This window comes from Variovorax sp. WDL1, from assembly GCF_001541225.1.
GTDB lineage: Bacteria > Pseudomonadota > Gammaproteobacteria > Burkholderiales > Burkholderiaceae_C > Variovorax.
On sequence record NZ_LMTS01000056.1, the window covers coordinates 20,132 to 38,249 of the forward strand.

Here is an 18,118-nt window from a genome sequence, read left to right on the forward strand (position 1 = left end):
ATGGCCAGCTTGCCGCCCGAATCCATGGCGATATCGTCCAGTGCGCCGAGCGGCCGAGGCGTCGCCATTGCCTCGCATGAGCCCCAGTACAAGGGGCTGGCGGTGCGCACGGAAGCGGCAAATGCTCGCAGCACGCTGGTCTTGCCGATGCCTGCTTCGCCTTCGACGAAGACCAGCTGGCCCGGGCCCTCGCGCGCTTGCGACCATCGCGCATTGAGCTGCGCGAGCAAGCCATCGCGCTCGAGCAGCGTCATGGTTCGGCCCCCAGCGTCGGGCATCGGCAACCTTTGCCGCGCCCGTTGCACTGGTGCATGTTAGCTTCGGTTGGCTCTCAGCGGCTAGCCCGCGAGGCGGCGATGGGTCGCAGATGGTTCGCGACCGCAAATGCGCCCACTTTGCGGCCGAGCTCGGTGGAGTGTTCGTTGGTGCTGCGGAAGTGGATGCCGGCAAACACCCGCGCGTCTTCCATCTCTTTCTCGATCTGCGCGAGGCTCGTGTAGCTGCGCATCATCCCCAGACCCGGCGGGAACACGTAGCTGAACTTCACCTCGTCGCTGCCAAGGAGATCGCGCAACACCTGCGCGACGGCGCCCGCGGCGATGCAATGGGCGGATGGGTAGTCCGGGTGGGGCGGGGTGATGAGCAGCGAGTCCCAGTTCGGGTCGGCGGCTACGCCCCCGTAGCCGGCCCGAATCGCCGTGATCGGACGCCACGCGTTCTCCAGGTACTTGATCCTGAACGAGACGATCAACGCGTCGGCCGCAGCCATGTTGGTCAGCGCAAAAAGGCGGGCGTTCTCATGCATCGAAAGCTTCGCCGCCTGCGATGCGGCGCGCGCGATGGCATTCAGCTGCGGGATCTCGTTGCCCGACCAGAAGAGCGCCATGGCTGTCTGATCTGCCGTGCGTTCTGTGCTGTGGCGACCGCCCATGCGCTTGATCTCGTCCAGATCACGTGCGAACTCGCGGCTCGTCAGCGCGGGCCTTGCCTTCGCAGTGAACTGATCGATCGACTTGAGCGTGAAGGACGTGACGCCGCCCAGTTGCTGGAGCGCGCCGAGCGCAAGTCCGGGCGGCGTTGGCTGCCATACCCCGACGCCGGTGCCCGGCTTGTTCTCGGCCTTCGCGTCGAAGTTGTCCTTGGCGCGCCAGGCCAGCATGCGCTCGGCCGCGGTCCTGCCGACCACGATGCCGTCGGCTTTCGCGCGCTCGTCGCCGAGGTTGGCCAGCGACTGGGCGAGTGCGGCATCCAGCGCGGTCTTCTGCGACGGCACGAGTGCGGTGAGGACACCGTGCGCAGCACTCGCCACAGCAGCGTCTTTCGAGGCGCTTGCGGGAGCCTCCACCTGGAAGCGATACCTTTCGTGGTGCGGCTCTATCGCGTTGATTGCATCGTGTACCGCGCCGTGCATCGTCGCCATGACACGCGCGTGAACTGGCGGCACCGCAATCGGCAGCGCCGCAGCGGTCGCGTTCCAGTCCATCACAGCGTCGGCCCGAGCCGAGCCTATTGCGCCCGACAGGCACAGTGTTGCGACGACGGCCGCCGCGACTTCGCGGTGACTTTTCAGGATGACAGGTTTCATGTGACCTCCGTTTGTGGGCAGCGCCCGATCAGAGGAAGTACGGATCGAAGATCCGAACCTCGGTGATTCGGTCGACCGGCAGGGCGGTGGCCTGCGCGGCGACCCGGATCGCCTCGGGCGACGGAGAGTCGACGATGCAGAAGCTGCGACAACGGTCCGGCGTCACGAAAGAGTGGATCCAGGTCACGCCTTCGCGCGCATTGGCGCGAATCACCTTGTCGCAATGATTCGCGGCGCCGCCGTCAGCGGCTGTTCCGGCGCGATTGGGGGCGCAGAAGGTGCGTTCGACGAGGTAGCGCGGCATGGTCGACTCCGGTTCGCATGGCGATGCACGAACACGAACATAGGACGCGCTTCAAGCGCGCGATACGGTCGAACCACCCAGATTTGAAGTATCCGCCCCTGCGCTGTGCGCGAAATCTGACAACGGCACGTCGCGATGCGGTCGTGCGACCTACAAGTCCAAGCCCCAATTCGCTGGGCCGTCTTTTATGCGCCAGATGCATCAATCGTTCTAAATCTTGCAATTCACTTTGCTCTGCCAAGGCGCGAGACTCGTTCGCAAGGGTCCTCAGAAGCAGGAGCCGCAACCGGAGACAAGTGAGTGGCCCTACAAGCTGAAGAACTTCGCGCCTGGATCGGACGCAGCGAGACCATCCGGGACGCCATCAACCCGACGCCCGTCATCGCGCTGACCGCTACGCTGGATCACCCTTCGACGCCCGTCGAAGCTGGTACCGCCTTGCCGTACCTTTGGCATTGGTTGTATTTCCTGCCGATGCATCGACAGTCGGAAATTGGCGCCGACGGGCACGCCAAGCGCGGCGGCTTCCTTCCTCCCGTGCCGTTGCCTCGCCGGATGTGGGCCGGCAGCCAGTTCGAGTTTCGCTCGTCGATAAGAGTCGGTGACCGCGTCGCGCGAACCTCGACCATCGACGACGTGACCGTAAAGGAGGGTCGCACCGGCACGCTTGTCTTCGTCAAGGTCAGGCACGAGGTGCGTTGCAACGACAGCAGCGATCCTGCGCTCGTCGAATTCCACGACATCGTCTACCGTGAGGCGCAGGGCCCGAACGATGTTGCGCCACCGCCTCATGCCGCGCCTGCGGAAGCCCAATGGAAGCGCTCCATCGTGCCGGATGACGTGCTGCTGTTTCGCTATTCGGCGCTCACCTTCAACGGCCACCGCATCCACTATGACAGGCAGTACGTCACCCAGGTCGAAGGCTACCCCGGCCTGATCGTGCATGGACCGCTGATCGCAACGCTGCTGATGGATCTTCTTCGGCGCCAGATGCCGCAAGCCGATGTGGCCAGCTTTCGATTCAAGGCGGTGCGCCCGACATTCGACCTGCATCCTTTCCACCTTCGGGGACAACCTGAAGCCGACGGCAAGACCATCCGGCTCTGGGCCGCCGATCACGAAGGCTGGCTCACGATGGACGCAACTGCAGTCCTGCGCTGACCTCGATGAACCCTCCCACCCTCACATAGAGCAATACATGCAGCCACTCAAAGGCCTCACGGTCGTCACGCTCGAGCACGCGATCGCGGCGCCTTTCGCCACGCGCCAACTCGCTGACCTCGGCGCACGCGTCATCAAGATCGAACGACCGGGCTCGGGCGATTTCGCCCGCGGCTATGACGAGCGCGTGCACGGACTGGCGTCGCACTTTGTCTGGACCAACCGCTCCAAGGAGAGCCTGACGCTCGACGTCAAGCATCCTGAGGCGGCCACGATTCTGGAACGCCTGGTGATGGAGAAGGCAGATGTCGTCATACAGAACCTCGCTCCCGGCGCCGCTGCGCGCCTTGGCATCGGCTATGAAAAGCTGTCCGCCGCAAAGCCGGGATTGATCGTGTGTGACATCTCAGGCTATGGCGACGACCCGATCAACCCCGGGCCGTACCGTGACAAGAAGGCCTACGATCTTCTCATTCAGAGCGAAGCGGGGTTCGTCTCGGTCACCGGCACGCCCGATGAGCCGTGCAAGGCCGGTCCATCGATCGCCGACATCGCCGCGGGCATGTACGCGTACAGCAGCATTCTCGCAGCGCTGTTGCAGCGCGGCCAGACCGGCAAGGGCCAGCGCATCGACATCTCGATGCTGGAGTCGCTCGCCGAATGGACCAGCTATCCGCTCTACTACGCGTTCGAAGGTGCCGCACCGCCTCCGCGAACCGGCGCCAGCCATGCAACGATCTACCCCTATGGCCCGTTCCCCACGGGCGACGGCAGCATGGTGATGCTGGGCCTTCAGAATGAACGCGAGTGGGCCAGTTTCTGCGAAACGGTGCTGCAGCGACCGGCGCTGACTGCCGATCCTCGCTTCACAGCCAACTTCAAGAGAGTGGCCGCTCGCGACGCGCTGCGCGGAATCATTGTGGAAGCCTTCTCATCCCTGACCAGGGCGCAGGTGGTCGAACGGCTCGAACTCGCGCAGATCGCCAATGCCCAGGTCAACACCATGAATGATGTCTGGGCCCACCCGCAACTGAAGGCACGCGGGCGTTGGACCGAAGTCGGCTCGCCGATGGGCCCGCTTCCCGCGATGCTGCCGCCGGGCACCTGGGACGTGGGCCCGCGCATGGACCCCGTGCCCGCACTCGGCCAGCACACCGACGCAATTCTTGCCGAACTGGGCTACGGCGCGGCCGAGATCGAGGCGCTGCGCGCATCCAAGGCTGTCTGAAGTGGGCATCATGTCCGTGGCTTCCAATATCCCTCGCACCTACCTCTTCGTGCCGGGCACGCGGCCGGAACGCTTCGGCAAGGCGCTGGCAAGCGGCGCGGATGCCGTCATCCTGGACCTCGAAGACGCGGTCGCAGCCGACGACAAGGCGCCTGCTCGCCAGGCAATCGCGGGCTGGCTCCGTTCCGCAACCGCGGGCGACCGGTCGCGCACCGTGGTGCGCATCAACGATGCCGCGTCGCCGTGGTTCGACGACGACCTGGCGGCGTTGCGCAAGGCCGGGGCCTGCAGCGTTCTACTGCCCAAGGCCGAGTCTGCACAGCAGGTCGCGGCCACGCTCACCGCGCTGCCCGGTGCCAGCGTTCTCGCGCTGATCGAAAGTGCGCGGGGGGTGGCCGGAGTCGAGACCGTCGCGGCCGCGGGCGTGTCGCGCCTGGTGTTCGGCACGCTGGACTTCGCATTGGACCTGGATATCGAGATTGAGAACGACGCTTCGGGTCTCGCCTACGCGGCCAGCCGTATCGCGATTGCCTCGCGCGTGGCAGGCCTGCCGGCGCCGGTCGCCGGGGTCACGCCCCAGCTGGACGATCGCAAGCGACTTCTGGCCGACCTGGCTTCGGCGCGCGCTGTGGGCTTTGGCGCCAAACTGTGCATTCATCCGAACCAGGTCGAGCCCATTCACACGGCGCTGAGACCCCCCGCAGAAGCACTGGCGTGGGCGCAGCGAGTGCTTGCAGCCGATGCCGCGTCCCCGGGCGCTGCGCGGCTCGATGGCCGCATGGTCGATCGACCCGTGGTCCTTCAGGCACAACGCACGCTGGCCCTGGCCCGCGTCTGACCCACCCTCAACTCCAGCCCAGAAAGATCAACCCCATGGCCTCCACCATCATCGACTCGCGCATCTTCGGCGACATGTTCAGCGACGCGCGCATGCGCGACGTGTGGTCTGACGAGAACCGCACCGCCAAGTACCTCGACATCGAACGCGCGCTGGCCAAGGTGCAGGGCGAACTCGGCATCATCCCCAAGGATGCGGCGGACGAGATCGTCCGCAACTGCGAGCTATCCCAGATCGACTGGGAGAGGCTCAAGGCCAAGACCGAGCAGATCGGCTACCCGATCATCGCGGTCGTCAACCAGATCAACGCCAACTGCCGCGACAAGCTGGGCGAGTACTGCCACTGGGGCGCTACCACTCAGGACATCACCGATACGGCCGCGGTGCTGCAGATGCGCGAAGGCCTCGCTTTGGTCGAGCAGGATCTGGACGAGATCGGCGAAGCACTGGCTGCGCTGGCAAGGAAGTACCGCGATACCCCCGTGATCGGCCGTTCCAACCTGCAGCAGGCCACCCCGATCACCTTCGGCTACAAGATGGCAAGCATCCTGGCTGGCATCGACCGTCACCGCGAGCGCCTGCAACAGCTCAAGCCGCGGGTGCTGATGGGGGAGTTCGGCGGGGCGTCGGGCACGCTGTCATCGCTGGAGAAGGGTGCGATGGAAACCCAGGCCGGCCTGATGAAGGAACTCGGCCTTGCCCAGCCGCTGATCTCCTGGCACACGGTGCGCGACACCATCGCGGAGGTCGGTGCCTTCCTTGGACTGGTGGGCGGCTCGCTCGGAAAGATCGCGATGGACGTCAAGCTGATGATGCAGACCGAAGTGGCCGAGGTGTTCGAGCCTTTTGCGCCCGGTCGCGGTTCGTCGTCGACCATGCCGCAGAAGCGCAACCCGATCTCCTGCCTGTACATCCATGCCAACATTTCCGTGGCGCGCCAGCACGTCGCCGCGCTCATGGATGCGATGGTGGCCGATCACGAGCGCTCGACCGGTCCCTGGGAGATCGAGTGGGTCTCTTTGCCGGAGATCTTCTGCCTGATGTCTGGTGCGCTGAAGCAGACCAGATTCATCCTCAAGGGCCTGGAGGTCGACGCCACGCGCATGCGCGCCAACATCGACCTCACCAACGGCCTGGTGATGTCTGAAGCCGTGATGATGGGGCTGGGCCCCTACATTGGCCGCGAGTACGCGCACGATCTTGTGTATGACTTGTGCCGCGAAGCGATCAGCAAGAATCGCCCGCTGATCGAGATCTTGTCCGAGCACCCGGAGATCAGCAAGCACGTCACGCGCGCCCAGCTCGGCGCGATGTGCGACCCAGTCAACAACCTTGGCCAGGCCGGCGTGATGGTCGATCGGGTGTTGACGGCACGTCGCTGAGCCTTCAAGCGGTGGCGCCCTTTCTTCGGGCCTGCATGCGCCTGCCCTTCATCTCAGAAAAGAACTCGTAGAACTGCAGGGCGGCCGGCGAGAGGGTGCGACCCTTGCGCCGGATCAAGCCCACCTTGCGACTGACGACCGGCTCAACCAGCGGCACGCTGACCAGCAGCGGGTGATCAGCGCCCGGCATGGCGATCGAGGGAACTGCCGCGACGCCGAGCCCGGCTTCGACCAATCCAAGCATCGTCGTGACGTGCTGCGCCTCGTAGATCGCTTGCGGGCGCCCCGGCAAACCTGATAGCGCCTGGTCCAGCAGCAGGCGGTTTCCGGACGCCTTGCTCACTGAGATGTAGTCGTACTGCGCCAGTTCCGTCCACCTCACCCTGCGCTTGCCGGCGAGGGCATGGTCGCGCCGGCAAGCGGCGACGAAGCGCTCCTCCATCAGCGGCTTGAACTCGATGTCGGGCTCCTGGCCCCCAATGAAGTTCAGCCCGAAATCCGCCTCTCCGCCCGAGACCGCGGCCAGCACCTCGTTGGCGCTCGCATCGAAGACCTTGACCCGAACCTTCGGATAGCGCTCGTGATAGCGCGAGATCACCTGCGACACGAAGTAGTAGACCGTCGACGGCACGCAGGCGATGGTGACCTCGCCCATGCGCGTTGCCGCCACGCCGCGGATGCCCAGCAGCGTGAGATCCAGGTCGTCAAGCAACTGCTGCACCTTCCGGTCGAAATCGCGCCCGACCGCCGTCAGGCTCACCCGCCGCGTGGTCCGCTCCAGCAGCCGCACTCCGAGCGCTTCCTCCAGCTTCTCGATGCGCCGGCTGAACGCGGGTTGCGATACGTGCAGCGCTTCGGCCGCCTTGCGGAAGTTGCTCAGTTCGGCGACGGCGCGGAACGCCTGCAGGTCGTTGAGGTTGAAGTTGATGGCCATCGTCTTGTCTCGCCAACATGTTTGACTGATCGACAGTGTGCATCAATCGATCCTAAACATGCAATTCACAGCAAGCGCCCAACCGAAGACCATACGTCCACGGTCAAGGAAGCGACCTGGATGCCAATCTTTCAACTATCGGAGACATCAATGCAGTTTCGTAACGCACCCGTCCTGTGTGCCCTGGCCTCGGCGGCCGTGCTCTCGTGCAGCAGCGCGCTCGCCGCCTATCCTGAAAAATCGATCACCATCGTCGTTCCGACCGCCGCCGGCGGCGCCAACGACGCAATGGCGAGAGTCATCGGCCAGGCGATGTCGGCCGCGCTCAAGCAGCCGGTCGTCGTGGATAACAAGGCAGGCGCCAATGGCGCGATCGCCAGCGAGTTCGTCATGCGCGCCGCGCCGGATGGCTACACGCTGATGCTGGGCTATATCGCCACGCATGCGATGAATCCCGCCCTGCAGAAGCTGCGCTACGACCCGGTGAAGGATTTCGAGCCCGTGGGCATGGTCGGAAGTTCCCCGACGCTGATGGTCGTCAACCCTTCTGTGAAGGCGAGCAATGCCAAGGAGCTCGTCGCCGCGCTGAAGGCCGCGCCCGACAACACAAGCTACGCGTCTGCCGGCAACGGGACCGCACCGCATTTCGCTGCGGAGATGTTCAAGCTCTCGACCGGCACCAGCATGCTTCACGTGCCCTACAAGGGGTCGGCGCCTGCGGTCACCGACACCATCGGTGGCCAGACACAGGTGATGTTCCCGAGCCTCTTCACGGCCATGCCCTACGTCAAGGCAGGCAAGCTCAAGGCAATCGGCGTGGCTGGTACCAAGCGTTCGCCGCAGATGCCGGACGTGCCGACGCTCAAGGAGCAGGGCGTCGACAACGTCGATGTCTCGCAGTGGTACGGCATCTTCGCACCGGCGAAGACCCCGAAGCCCGTGATCGAGCAACTCAACAAGGTGCTCAATGCGGCTTTGGCTGACAAGAGCGTCGTCAAGAAGCTGGAGGACCACGGCGCCGAGGTTGAAACCATGACTTCCGAGCAAATGCGCACGTATGTGCAGCAGGAGCAGGTCAAGTGGAAGAAGGTGGTCCAGGCTGCAAAGCTTTCGGCCGACTGAGATGAGCAGGACCATTCCCTGCGTGCTGATGCGTGCGGGTACTTCGCGCGGCCCCTTCTTCCTGCGGGAATGGCTGCCTGACGGCGACGAGGAGCGCGACCAGGCGCTGATCGGCGCGATCGGTGCCTCCGATCCGCTGCAGCTCGACGGCGTGGGCGGCGGCAGCACCCTCAACAGCAAGGTCGCCATCGTCTCGCGCTCGAAGGAACCGGGCTGCGATCTGGACTACCTGTTCGCACAGGTGGGGGTCGGGCACCGGTCCGTCGACACGCGGCCGAACTGCGGCAACATGCTGTCGGGTGTTGCGCCCTTCGCGATCGAGCAGGGGCTGGTCGAGGCGCAGGACGGAACCACGCGGGTACGCGTCTTCAACGTCAACACGCGATCGCGCATCGACGTCACGGTCAGGACACCCGGCAAGCGCGTCACCTACGAGGGAGACGCGCGCATCGATGGCGTGGCCGGTACGGCTGCACCGATCCTCCTGAACTTCCTGGATGCATGGGGCGCAGTGACGGGCAAGGTCTTTCCGACCGGCCGGCGTATCGACACGATCGACGGCATCGAAGTGACCTGCATCGATGCGGCCATGCCGCTCATGATCGTGCGCGCGCGTGACCTTGGCGTCACTGGCAGCGAGAGGCCAGCTGCGCTTGATTCAGATGCGGCACTGCTGGAACGGCTCGAAACGTTGCGTCTTCAGGCCGGCCTGCTGATGGGACTGGGAGATGTCTCAGCCAGTGTCATCCCCAAGCCGGTCCTGGTCAGCGCTGGTGACTCGCCGGACAGCATCACTTCGCGATACTTCACCCCGCGCCGCTGCCATGCATCGCATGCGGTCACCGGTGCGATTGGCGTTCTCAGTGCCTTTGCGCTCCCGGGCACCGTTGCCAGCGCCGCCGCGCGCGAGCCGGGTCGCCACAACCTGGTCCTCTTGCACCCCGCAGGGCAGATCGACGTGGAAGTCGAGCTCGAGGGCAGGGCGGACGACGCGACAGTGAAAGCGGCGGCGCTGGTGCGTACCGCCAGAAAGATCATGCAGGGCGAGATGCAGTTGCCCGACTATGTCTTTACGCGGCCTGAAGCCGTTGCACCTCAGTCGGCCGCGTTCCCGCGCAAACCCATCACGATCATCGTCCCGACGCGTGCGGGCGGCGGCAACGACACGATGGCCAGGATCATCGCGGCCGAACTGAAGCCCCTGCTTGGCCAGGAAGTTCTCGTGGACAACCGACCCGGCGCCAATGGCGCCATCGCGAGCGAGTACGTGGCCCGGGCAGAACCGGACGGCCACACCCTCATGTTCGGCTACGTGGGCACCCACGCCATGAATCCCGCGCTCCAGAAGCTGGGCTACCACCCTGTCAAAGACTTCGAGCCTGTCGGGTTGATCGGATCGTCGCCCACCCTGATGGTGGCCAATCGACACGCCGGCTTCGACGACGTTCGCAGCCTTCTGCAGCGTTTGCGCGGTGAGCCAGGCAGCATCAGGTACGCGTCGGCCGGCGACGGCACGCCGCCACACTTCGCGGCGGAGCTGTTTCAACTCAATACGGGCACGAAGATGGAAGGCAGAAGCCATGAGGGTGCAGCGCCCGCCATCGTGGACACGCTCGATGGTCTCTCGCAGATCATGTTTCCGAGCCTGTTCACTGCACATCCCTTCATCCTCGACGGCCGGCTACGTGCCCTCGCCGTCGCGGCTCCAGCGCGTCTCGAAGCGTTGCCTGCCGTGCCTACGCTGTCGGAGTCAGGCATCGAAGGGGTCGATGTCTCGCAGTGGTATGGGCTGTTTGCCCCTGCACGCACCTCGCCCGCGGTGGTCGCGCAGATCAACCGCGCCCTCAACGAGGTCCTCGCCAATCCGCAAGTGGTTGCCCGATTCGAACGCCAAGGCGCCAGGGTCGAGGCCGGTCCGCCCTCTGCACTGCGAGAACGCGTTCGAAACGAGTTCGGTCGTTGGCAGGACGTGGTGGACGAGGGCGGCCTGGCGCCGCAAGACATCCGCCTGCTTGCGGCGGATTGATCGGCCGGATCACCCAGACCCGGCACTCGTTGCCGAACCATCTTGCGGCACGTTGCCGCATCCTCCGTCGGCGTTGCGAGGCGCCGGTAATCCTTGACCGTCCCTTGGAGACACTTGCTATGCGTAAGTCCTTGATCACCTTTGCGGCGCTGGCTGCTTCGGGCGCTGCTTCGGCGCAGTCGTCCTTGACGCTTTTCGGCGTCGCAGATTCAGCAATCAGTCACTACAGCGTGAAGAGTTCCTTTTACAACAACACAGGGACGCTCCCGTCGCCATCAGCTCTCGCCGTGGCAGAAGCAACGCGCTCCCAAACCGTCCTGTCGAGCGGCGCCAACTCGTCGAGTCGTGTCGGCTTCCGTGGCACCGAAGATCTGGGCGGGGGACTGGCAGCAGGATTCTGGCTCGAGTCGGGCTTCAACCAGGACAGCGGCGCAAACGGACTGACCTCGTTCAACCGTCGCTCGACCGTGAGCCTGTCAGGTGGCTTCGGCGAGCTCAGGCTTGGTCGGGACTATGTTCCGAGCTACTGGAACGAGAGCGTGTTCGATCCGATGGGCGCAGTCGGCGTCGGCGAAAACCTCATCAAGAGCATCAGCGGCAACATCGCCACTGCGCGCGGTCCGGGCTCCGCCGGCGCCGCGAACGACAACGCGGTCCGGGCGTCCAACAGCATTGGCTACTTCCTGCCCCGCAACCTTGGCGGCTTCTACGGCAAAGTCATGTACGCCCTGCCTGAGACCGTGAAGTACAGCTACCTTCCTGATTCTCCGTCCCAACGCGGACGCTACTATGGCGGGCGATTCGGCTATGCAAACGGCCCGCTCGATGTCGCAGTTGCCTATGGACAGAGTACAGCCGCTGACACCTTGGTGATCAGTGAGGCTGGAGTCGTGGCCGCCACCCGGCTTTCCGAGAAACTGCGCACGATCAACTTGGGCGCGTCCTACGATTTCGGTGTCCTCAAGCTGATGGGCGAGTTGTCGCAAGTCAAGGACAAAGCAGAGACCACCACCGCTCCCGCGAGCACCGGCAGACTCACCTTTAGAGACAACGACGAATACAACGGCGCCATGATCGGCATTACAGTCCCGATCGGCGTTGGGGTATTCAAGGCCTCATACGCTCGCGTCAAGTTCAAGAACGATCTGGGTTCCACCGCGCCGACGTTGCTGGCGGTGGATCGCGACGCGTCGGTGAACAAGCTCGCGCTTGGCTACGTGCACAACCTGTCGAAACGGACCGCGCTCTACGCAACGGTGGCTCGCGCCCGGATCAAGAACGGACAGAACAACCCTGCAATCATGGGCGTCGGGCTCGGAGGCCCAGCCTTCTTGTCTTCGGGTTCTGGGGTGGCGGGTTTGGCGCCGCGCAGCGCAACGGGCTACGACTTCGGGCTGCGTCACGCATTCTGAAGTCGAGAGGGCAGCGAGTATGGGGCTCTGGCTCCATCGCATCGATCGATTCCAGAAGAATGACGTTGGCAGGCACCCGGAGGATGTCTGCCATACAACCCCAAGCAGCCATAGAAGAATGAAAAGCGAATGCCCGGCAACTGGCCGGAGGCGCCTGGCCAGGCTCGCGTGTAGCCGCCACAAGTAAGGTGCGCGTCCTGTTCGGGCCTAATTCGGCGATGGGCTGCAGGACTATGGATTCAAGGTCCACCTCAATTGGGCGTTCTGAGCTTCTTTGCCCTCTCGCAGCGACTTGCAGGCATGTGCTTTTCCGAGGAGGTCGCTCGGGCCAGCGAGAGTCGGCTTGACCAACGACGTTCTTGGCAGCCTGGGTCGAGGACTTCACAAGGTCACAAGACCAGGTGCCGGCGCAAGGTCGGCTCTCAAGGCTACAAAAACAGTAGCCTTTGGTACTACGTGTGGCTATGATTGCGAGTCGATGCTGCACCTCGCCATTGATGGCGTTCTGAGCCTCGCTGCAACTGGTTCGTGATTTCCAGTAGCGTTGCACCAGGCGGTGCTTTGCGCCCGCTTGTCGGCGATGAACCCGGCGCTCCAGCGCCGGCCATCGCAAGACTCGAACGACCTCCCAAACGGGCCGTGCGACGAACGTCGGCAGCGCAGGAGAGCGCGGCCAAGGGGCGGAGGCTGCTTGCGCCCAAGGAGGAAGGGCAAAGCCGAGTGGCCGATCAATGGCGTCGCTACACAGGCTCGTCGGCACACAGTGCTGGTATGCGCTCGGCTGCCCTCGGCGCTTTGCACTGATCTAGCACGCGGGGCATGCCGTCAACCGCAGCGTGCTGTCCATCCAAGCGTGCGAACCGCGCCTGGAAGACCGTCCACGAAACGATCGAAGTGCAGCCTTCGTCATTGACGCTGCAGCAGCGCCAGCGCTGGAGGCCCACGGCCTTGCAGCCGACGTTGCGCCAACCCGAGAAAGATGAGGGACTCGAAATGCCAACATTCAGCCCTGCAGACGTCGTGCACCCCGTCCGGGACGAATTCCAGGTTCTATCGGCCCACCTGCGATGGCGGCGTCGTCAGTTTCTGCCCCAAGCTGCTCCCGATTGCTACTTCGGGGTGTTCGACAGCTTCAAGGCTGCGCACGCTTGGCTGCATCATCCTCCGTCGGAGTTTGATCAGGGGGCAGCGGCCGCTGAGCCCGCAGACGCGCGCTCAAAAAGGGCGTTCTATTACGATTTTTCGTTGATCTGGTGGCTTGCTCGTGCACTGGAACATGGCGCGAGCAGCGTTTTGGATATCGGCGGCTCTGTCGACGTTCGTCGCTACGCCATGAAACGGAACATTGATGCGCCGGACACGCTGAGATGGCGGGTGGTGGAAGTGCCCTCGATGTTGCCAGACAAGAGCCTGGCGGCGCAGAACGGCGCTGCGAACTTGAATTTCAGCGAGAACCTTCATGAGTCCTTTGGAACCGCCTCCGAGGACATCTGGATTTCCGCGGATGCGATTCATTGCTCTGAGGACGCTCGACCCGATCAGCTTCTCAAGAAGTGTGTGCGACGGCCACAGCACATCCTGCTGAACGGGCTCCCGCTCTACAAGGGGGAGGACTTTGTCACCATTCAGAAAATCGGTGAGGAAGCCTTCGCTCCAGTGCATGTCTACGACCGCGCTGCGTTCATTCAGGCCATCAAAGCGCTCGGATACACACTCTGGGACCAATGGGCCGCTGGAGACCACGCCATGGACTTGCGTGGGTATCCAGAACGCTCGTTTCCAAGCTTCACCGGCTTGTACTTCGTGGATAGCGAACGAATGTTCAAGAGATCGAAGCCATTGCTTTCCTGATATGCCTGATCACGCTCAAATCTCGTCCATATGGCCATAGGTACGGCCTTCGATGCGACTTTGGCGCGCGCGGCAGCGCTGCTTGCCGTGCTGGCCGTCGGCGTGGGGGCAGTTCTAGGCGATCGCGTACAGGCCGGCGCGGCCGTGCCGGCTGTGTCGGTGAATGCCGTTCCACTGGCTGTACTCGGCGACTCAAACAGCCACTCCTACCAGGACCGCACGGCCTTTCCACCTGGCACTCGTGAACGCGGCGGCGCGTTGCACTCTCGCACGTTCCAGTGGACCGAGGTACTGGCACGATTGCGCGGCAACGAGATCGACATCGGCCCCTGGGTGTTGTGGGGACGGCCGGGGTTGGTGGCCTTGGCCCGCGAGTTGATCGGCCTACCAACCTCGCGCGCGCCTCAGAAAGAGGACTACCTCTACAACTTCGCCAACTCGGGCGCCGCTTGCAAGAATCTGATGGGCGACCGGTTCGGCCAGCGCTTCCGGCAGGCGCCGCGCCTGGTGGCGCTGATGAACCAGGAGGCGGAGCGCTGGCGCCGCGGGGTGGTCGTGATCAGCATCGGAGCCAACGACTGGAACGCTTGGCTCGAGCTCCAATCGCGCGACCCGTCTGCGCCTGAGCTGCGGCGCACGATCGACTACTGCTCAGTTCAAATCAGCGCCGCCATCTCGCTGATCCACGACGCGCATCCACAGACGCGCATCCTGATCGTTGGATTGCGCAGTGGTGCCGACGATCCAGGCAACTTCGACAGGTACCGCAGCGGCAGGTCCATGGCCAACATCAAGAAGGCCCTGGCTGGTGCCAATGCACGTCTGCGCGAGATCGCTCTCGCGGATTCGCAGCGAATCGCCTTCCTCGACGTCGAAGCCTGGTTCGCCCAGAGATGGGGCGGGCGGGGCCCCGACGGAGAGCCCGCCTACAAGACGGCCACGATTGGCCCCAACCTACATGTCACCAATACGTCGGGCGATGAGCCCAACAATGCCGTGCTCAACGACGGCCATGCCGGTTCGGCAGCGAATGCACTGCGGGCGCAATCGCTTGTGGTGCAGCTGCGTGAGCACTTCGGGCTCGCTTTGACGCCGATCAGCGATGAGGAGGTAGCCCGCTTCCTCGCGGGGTGAGCACTGCTTGGCGGTCGGGTCGTGGAAACGAGGCGAGTGACTGGTTTTGGACGTTGACGGCTGTTGGCCGCCTGCTGTCGGCCAGCGCACCCCGAGTTGGGGCACGAGCAGGACCCCTATTCACAAGGCCAAGAACTCAAGCCCGTACTTCGCGGCGATATTCCTGGCCTCCTGCGCAGCCTCGCGCGTCGGGCTGCCAGTGTCGAGCGCTGAGACTTCGGCTTTCAGAGCATCGAAGACTCCGCCGGGCGAGCTGATGATGAGCTGGCGGCCTACTTCTGGCCCTGTGCTCAAGAATCCGTGCGGCGTGCCCCGGGGCACGAACACAACGTCACCAGCATCTTGTTCGCACTACTGCGGATGAGGAAGAGACGCAACTTCCAAACGACACGGAAGAGGTCGTATGTGGCACCGAGGCGGAGGCGCCTAGCGCTCTCCGGGGGGGCAGATCCGATGAGGAAGCTCGCCGGCGGCTAGCGGTGAAGGCTCGCATTTGGATAGACGACAACCTCAAGCACTTACAGGGGAGCCGGCGCTGTGATCCGCCGATCCGCGGTTTGACACTTTATTCTCGACGTAAGCGCGCAATGCGGGCTAGATTTCGCAGTCAATTTCGCGTTCTCACGCTCTATTTGCTCGCACCACCAGATCGTCGCGATCTGTCAGCTTCCAGCAAGCGACAAGCTCATAATTATGAATTCAGTTCGCCAAAGCCGTGCCCCGGCGGGAGACAAAGTCCATGACCAGCTATGCAGAGTTCTATCGCCGTTCCATCGACGAGCCAGAAGCGTTCTGGGCCGAGCAGGCCGAACTGATCGACTGGGAAACGCCCCCCCGCCAGGTCCTTGACGCGAGCAAGGCCCCATTCGCGAGCTGGTTTGCGGGCGGCACCACGAATCTCTGTCACAACGCGGTCGATCGCCATCTCGCCGCCCGCGGCGACCAGCCGGCGCTGATCGCGGTTTCGACGGAGACCGGCACGGAGCGCAGCTACAGCTTCAAGGAACTGCATGCCGAGGTGCAGCGCGTCGCGGCTTCGCTGATGGAACTCGGTGTCGGCAAGGGCGACCGCGTGCTGATCTACATGCCGATGATCCCCGAGGCCGCCTTCACCATGCTGGCCTGTGCACGGCTGGGCGCGATCCATTGCGTGGTGTTCGGCGGCTTCGCGAGTTCGTCGCTGGCCTCGCGCATCGAGGACGCGACGCCCAAGGTCGTCGTCAGCGCCGACGCGGGATCGCGCGGCGGCAAGGTGATCGCGTACAAGCCGCTGCTGGACGAGGCGATCCGGCTCTCCGGGCACAAGCCCGATGGAGTGCTGCTGTTCGACCGCGGACTCGCGCCGATGACGCTGACCGAAGGGCGCGACCATCCGGCAGCCCGGCTGGTCGAGAAGCACCGCGACGCCCAGGTGCCTTGCACCTGGCTGGACGCCACGGACATCAGCTACACCATCTACACCAGCGGCACCACCGGCCGGCCGAAGGGCGTGCAGCGCGACACGGGCGGCTATGCGGTGGCGCTGGCGGCGAGCATGAAGCACATCTTCGACGGCCGGGCGGGCGAGACCTACTTCTCCACGAGCGACATCGGCTGGGTGGTGGGGCACAGCTACATCATCTACGGACCGCTGATCGCCGGCATGGCGACGATCATGTACGAGGGCCTGCCCACGCAGGGGCTGGACCGGCAGCCCGACGGCGGCATCTGGTGGCAGCTCGTCGAGAAGTACAAGGTGACCGTCATGTTCAGTGCGCCGACCGCGGTGCGCGTGCTCAAGAAGCAGGACCCGGCGTTGCTCAAGAAGTACGACCTGTCGAGCCTGCGCGCGCTGTTCCTGGCCGGGGAGCCGCTGGACGAGCCCACGGCGCGCTGGATCAGCGAAGGCCTGGGGGTGCCGATCATCGACAACTACTGGCAGACCGAGTCGGGCTGGCCGATCCTCACGGTGGCCAACGGCGTGGAGCGCATGCCCAGCAAGTTCGGCAGCCCGGGCGTGCCGATGTACGGCTACAAGGTCAAGATCCTGCACGAGACCACCGGCGAGGAGCTGAAGGGCGCCAACGAGAAGGGCGTGGTCGTGATCGAGGGGCCGACGCCGCCCGGCTTCATGCAGACCGTATGGCGGGACGACGAGCGCTTCGTCAACACCTACTGGAAGAGCGTGCCGGGCAAGCTGGTGTATTCCACCTTCGACTGGGGCATCCGCGACGAGGAGGGCTACTACTACATCCTCGGCCGCACCGACGACGTGATCAACGTCGCCGGCCACCGCCTCGGCACGCGCGAGATCGAGGAGAGCATTTCGGGCCATGCCAAGGTTGCCGAGGTCGCGGTGGTCGGCGTGGCCGATGCGCTCAAGGGACAGGTGGCCATGGCCTTCGTGGTGCCGAAGGACAGTGCCGTGCTCGGCGACGCCCAGGCGGCCCTGGCACTGGAAGGGGAGGTCATGAAGCAGGTGGCCGATCAACTCGGCGCGCTGGCGCGGCCGGCACGCGTGCATTTCGTGGGCGCGCTGCCCAAGACGCGCAGCGGCAAGCTGCTGCGCCGGGCGATCCAGGCCGTCTGCGAGGGGCGCGATCCCGGCGACCTGACCACCATCGAGGACCCGGGCGCCCTCCAGCAGGTCAGGCAGACCCTCTCTCCCAAGGGATAGACGACCCCGCCCCGGAGGGGCTTGCACGGGCGCTTTCCGGCGTCACATAGTTGCCATGGCACAATGCCAAGGTACTCCGGCCCTTCCCCAGCCACAGTCGCATCCGCCAACCGGTTCAGCCGTGTCGCGGAAGGTTTCTCAAACCAGCTAATGCTTCCCCCAGGGAAGCGAAGGTCAGCGCAACATGAGCGATTCGACGTCCTCCGCGTCCATCTATCACGCCTATCAAGGCAACACCTACCTCTTCGGCGGCAATGCCCCCTATGTCGAAGAGATGTACGAGAACTACCTCGCCAACCCCGGCAGCGTGCCCGACAACTGGCGCTCCTACTTCGATGCGCTGCAGAACGTGCCGGCCACCGATGGCAGCACCACCCGCGACGTCCCCCACCAGCCGGTCATCAATGCCTTCGCCGAGCGCGCCAAGCAGGGCACCACCAAGGTGGTGCAGGCCAGCGGAGCCGATTCCGAGCTCGGCCGCCAGC

Annotated in this window: 15 protein-coding genes; 11 read left to right on the top strand and 4 right to left on the bottom strand. The window is 64.4% G+C overall.

The genetic code is table 11. From position 1 onward, the window contains the following. The 3 genes from APY03_RS42380 to APY03_RS08650 form a co-directional block, all read right to left on the bottom strand. Nucleotides 1–254: AAA family ATPase (locus APY03_RS42380; protein ID WP_198161226.1), on the bottom strand; the 254-nt coding region annotated here is incomplete at its 3' end. Between the two features lie 77 nt (nucleotides 255–331). Further along, nucleotides 332–1,585, bottom strand: a complete 1,254-nt coding sequence (locus tag APY03_RS08645; RefSeq protein WP_068675854.1) for a vanadium-dependent haloperoxidase — start codon at nucleotides 1,583–1,585, stop codon at nucleotides 332–334. A 28-nt stretch (nucleotides 1,586–1,613) separates the two neighbouring features. Continuing rightward, nucleotides 1,614–1,889, bottom strand: coding sequence for a DUF4242 domain-containing protein (locus APY03_RS08650; RefSeq protein ID WP_068675856.1), 276 nt, complete (start codon nucleotides 1,887–1,889; stop codon nucleotides 1,614–1,616). Nucleotides 1,890–2,189: 300 nt separating this feature from the next. Here APY03_RS08650 and APY03_RS08655 point away from each other — a divergent pair, with 300 nt between their 5' ends. From APY03_RS08655 to pcaB, 4 genes are read left to right on the top strand one after another with little or no spacing between them, the layout of a single operon-like run. After that, nucleotides 2,190–3,050, top strand: a complete 861-nt coding sequence (locus APY03_RS08655; protein ID WP_068675858.1) for an FAS1-like dehydratase domain-containing protein — start codon at nucleotides 2,190–2,192, stop codon at nucleotides 3,048–3,050. Between the two features lie 37 nt (nucleotides 3,051–3,087). Next, nucleotides 3,088–4,278, top strand: coding sequence for a CaiB/BaiF CoA transferase family protein (locus APY03_RS08660; protein ID WP_068675860.1), 1,191 nt, complete (start codon nucleotides 3,088–3,090; stop codon nucleotides 4,276–4,278). A gap of 10 nt (nucleotides 4,279–4,288) precedes the next feature. After that, on the top strand, nucleotides 4,289–5,116 hold the full coding sequence (locus APY03_RS08665; RefSeq protein WP_068675901.1) for an HpcH/HpaI aldolase/citrate lyase family protein: 828 nt from the start codon (nucleotides 4,289–4,291) through the stop codon (nucleotides 5,114–5,116). Between the two features lie 35 nt (nucleotides 5,117–5,151). Then, complete coding sequence (gene pcaB, locus APY03_RS08670) at nucleotides 5,152–6,498, top strand: 3-carboxy-cis,cis-muconate cycloisomerase (RefSeq protein ID WP_068675862.1); 1,347 nt, start codon at nucleotides 5,152–5,154, stop codon at nucleotides 6,496–6,498. 4 nt (nucleotides 6,499–6,502) lie between these two features. On the opposite strand, the gene APY03_RS08675 is transcribed toward pcaB, so the two are convergent. Beyond that, the gene (locus APY03_RS08675) at nucleotides 6,503–7,432 is read right to left on the bottom strand and encodes a LysR family transcriptional regulator (protein ID WP_068675864.1); all 930 of its coding nucleotides are present in this window, start codon (nucleotides 7,430–7,432) and stop codon (nucleotides 6,503–6,505) included. Nucleotides 7,433–7,582: 150 nt separating this feature from the next. Here APY03_RS08675 and APY03_RS08680 point away from each other — a divergent pair, with 150 nt between their 5' ends. From APY03_RS08680 to APY03_RS43460, 7 genes are all read left to right on the top strand, one after another. Then, nucleotides 7,583–8,554 (top strand): Bug family tripartite tricarboxylate transporter substrate binding protein, encoded by a 972-nt coding sequence (locus APY03_RS08680; protein WP_068675866.1) that lies wholly within the window; start codon nucleotides 7,583–7,585, stop codon nucleotides 8,552–8,554. A gap of 1 nt (nucleotide 8,555) precedes the next feature. Further along, complete coding sequence (locus APY03_RS08685; RefSeq protein ID WP_068675869.1) at nucleotides 8,556–10,580, top strand: 4-oxalomesaconate tautomerase; 2,025 nt, start codon at nucleotides 8,556–8,558, stop codon at nucleotides 10,578–10,580. A gap of 119 nt (nucleotides 10,581–10,699) precedes the next feature. Beyond that, nucleotides 10,700–11,992: a porin gene (locus APY03_RS08690; RefSeq protein ID WP_068675870.1), complete on the top strand. Its 1,293-nt coding sequence runs from the start codon at nucleotides 10,700–10,702 to the stop codon at nucleotides 11,990–11,992. A gap of 819 nt (nucleotides 11,993–12,811) precedes the next feature. Next, entirely contained in the window at nucleotides 12,812–13,843 is a 1,032-nt protein-coding gene (locus tag APY03_RS08695; RefSeq protein WP_083944233.1) for a methyltransferase, TIGR04325 family, read from the top strand. A 30-nt stretch (nucleotides 13,844–13,873) separates the two neighbouring features. After that, entirely contained in the window at nucleotides 13,874–14,977 is a 1,104-nt protein-coding gene (locus APY03_RS08700) for an SGNH/GDSL hydrolase family protein (protein WP_068675874.1), read from the top strand. Between the two features lie 715 nt (nucleotides 14,978–15,692). Further along, nucleotides 15,693–17,633, top strand: a complete 1,941-nt coding sequence (locus APY03_RS08710; RefSeq protein WP_269475625.1) for a propionate--CoA ligase — start codon at nucleotides 15,693–15,695, stop codon at nucleotides 17,631–17,633. Nucleotides 17,634–17,817: 184 nt separating this feature from the next. Further along, a partial coding sequence (locus APY03_RS43460; RefSeq protein WP_443082808.1) for a 2-oxoglutarate dehydrogenase E1 subunit family protein occupies nucleotides 17,818–18,118 on the top strand: 301 nt, incomplete at its 3' end.

Coding starts and splice junctions, on each gene's coding strand:
- APY03_RS08645 (WP_068675854.1), bottom strand. CDS start 1,585: ATGAAACCTGTCATCCTGAAAAGTCACCGCGAAGTCGCGGCGGCCGTC.
- APY03_RS08650 (WP_068675856.1), bottom strand. CDS start 1,889: ATGCCGCGCTACCTCGTCGAACGCACCTTCTGCGCCCCCAATCGCGCC.
- APY03_RS08660 (WP_068675860.1), top strand. CDS start 3,088: ATGCAGCCACTCAAAGGCCTCACGGTCGTCACGCTCGAGCACGCGATC.
- APY03_RS08665 (WP_068675901.1), top strand. CDS start 4,289: ATGTCCGTGGCTTCCAATATCCCTCGCACCTACCTCTTCGTGCCGGGC.
- pcaB (WP_068675862.1), top strand. CDS start 5,152: ATGGCCTCCACCATCATCGACTCGCGCATCTTCGGCGACATGTTCAGC.
- APY03_RS08675 (WP_068675864.1), bottom strand. CDS start 7,432: ATGGCCATCAACTTCAACCTCAACGACCTGCAGGCGTTCCGCGCCGTC.
- APY03_RS08680 (WP_068675866.1), top strand. CDS start 7,583: ATGCAGTTTCGTAACGCACCCGTCCTGTGTGCCCTGGCCTCGGCGGCC.
- APY03_RS08685 (WP_068675869.1), top strand. CDS start 8,556: ATGAGCAGGACCATTCCCTGCGTGCTGATGCGTGCGGGTACTTCGCGC.
- APY03_RS08690 (WP_068675870.1), top strand. CDS start 10,700: ATGCGTAAGTCCTTGATCACCTTTGCGGCGCTGGCTGCTTCGGGCGCT.
- APY03_RS08695 (WP_083944233.1), top strand. CDS start 12,812: ATGCCGTCAACCGCAGCGTGCTGTCCATCCAAGCGTGCGAACCGCGCC.
- APY03_RS08700 (WP_068675874.1), top strand. CDS start 13,874: ATGGCCATAGGTACGGCCTTCGATGCGACTTTGGCGCGCGCGGCAGCG.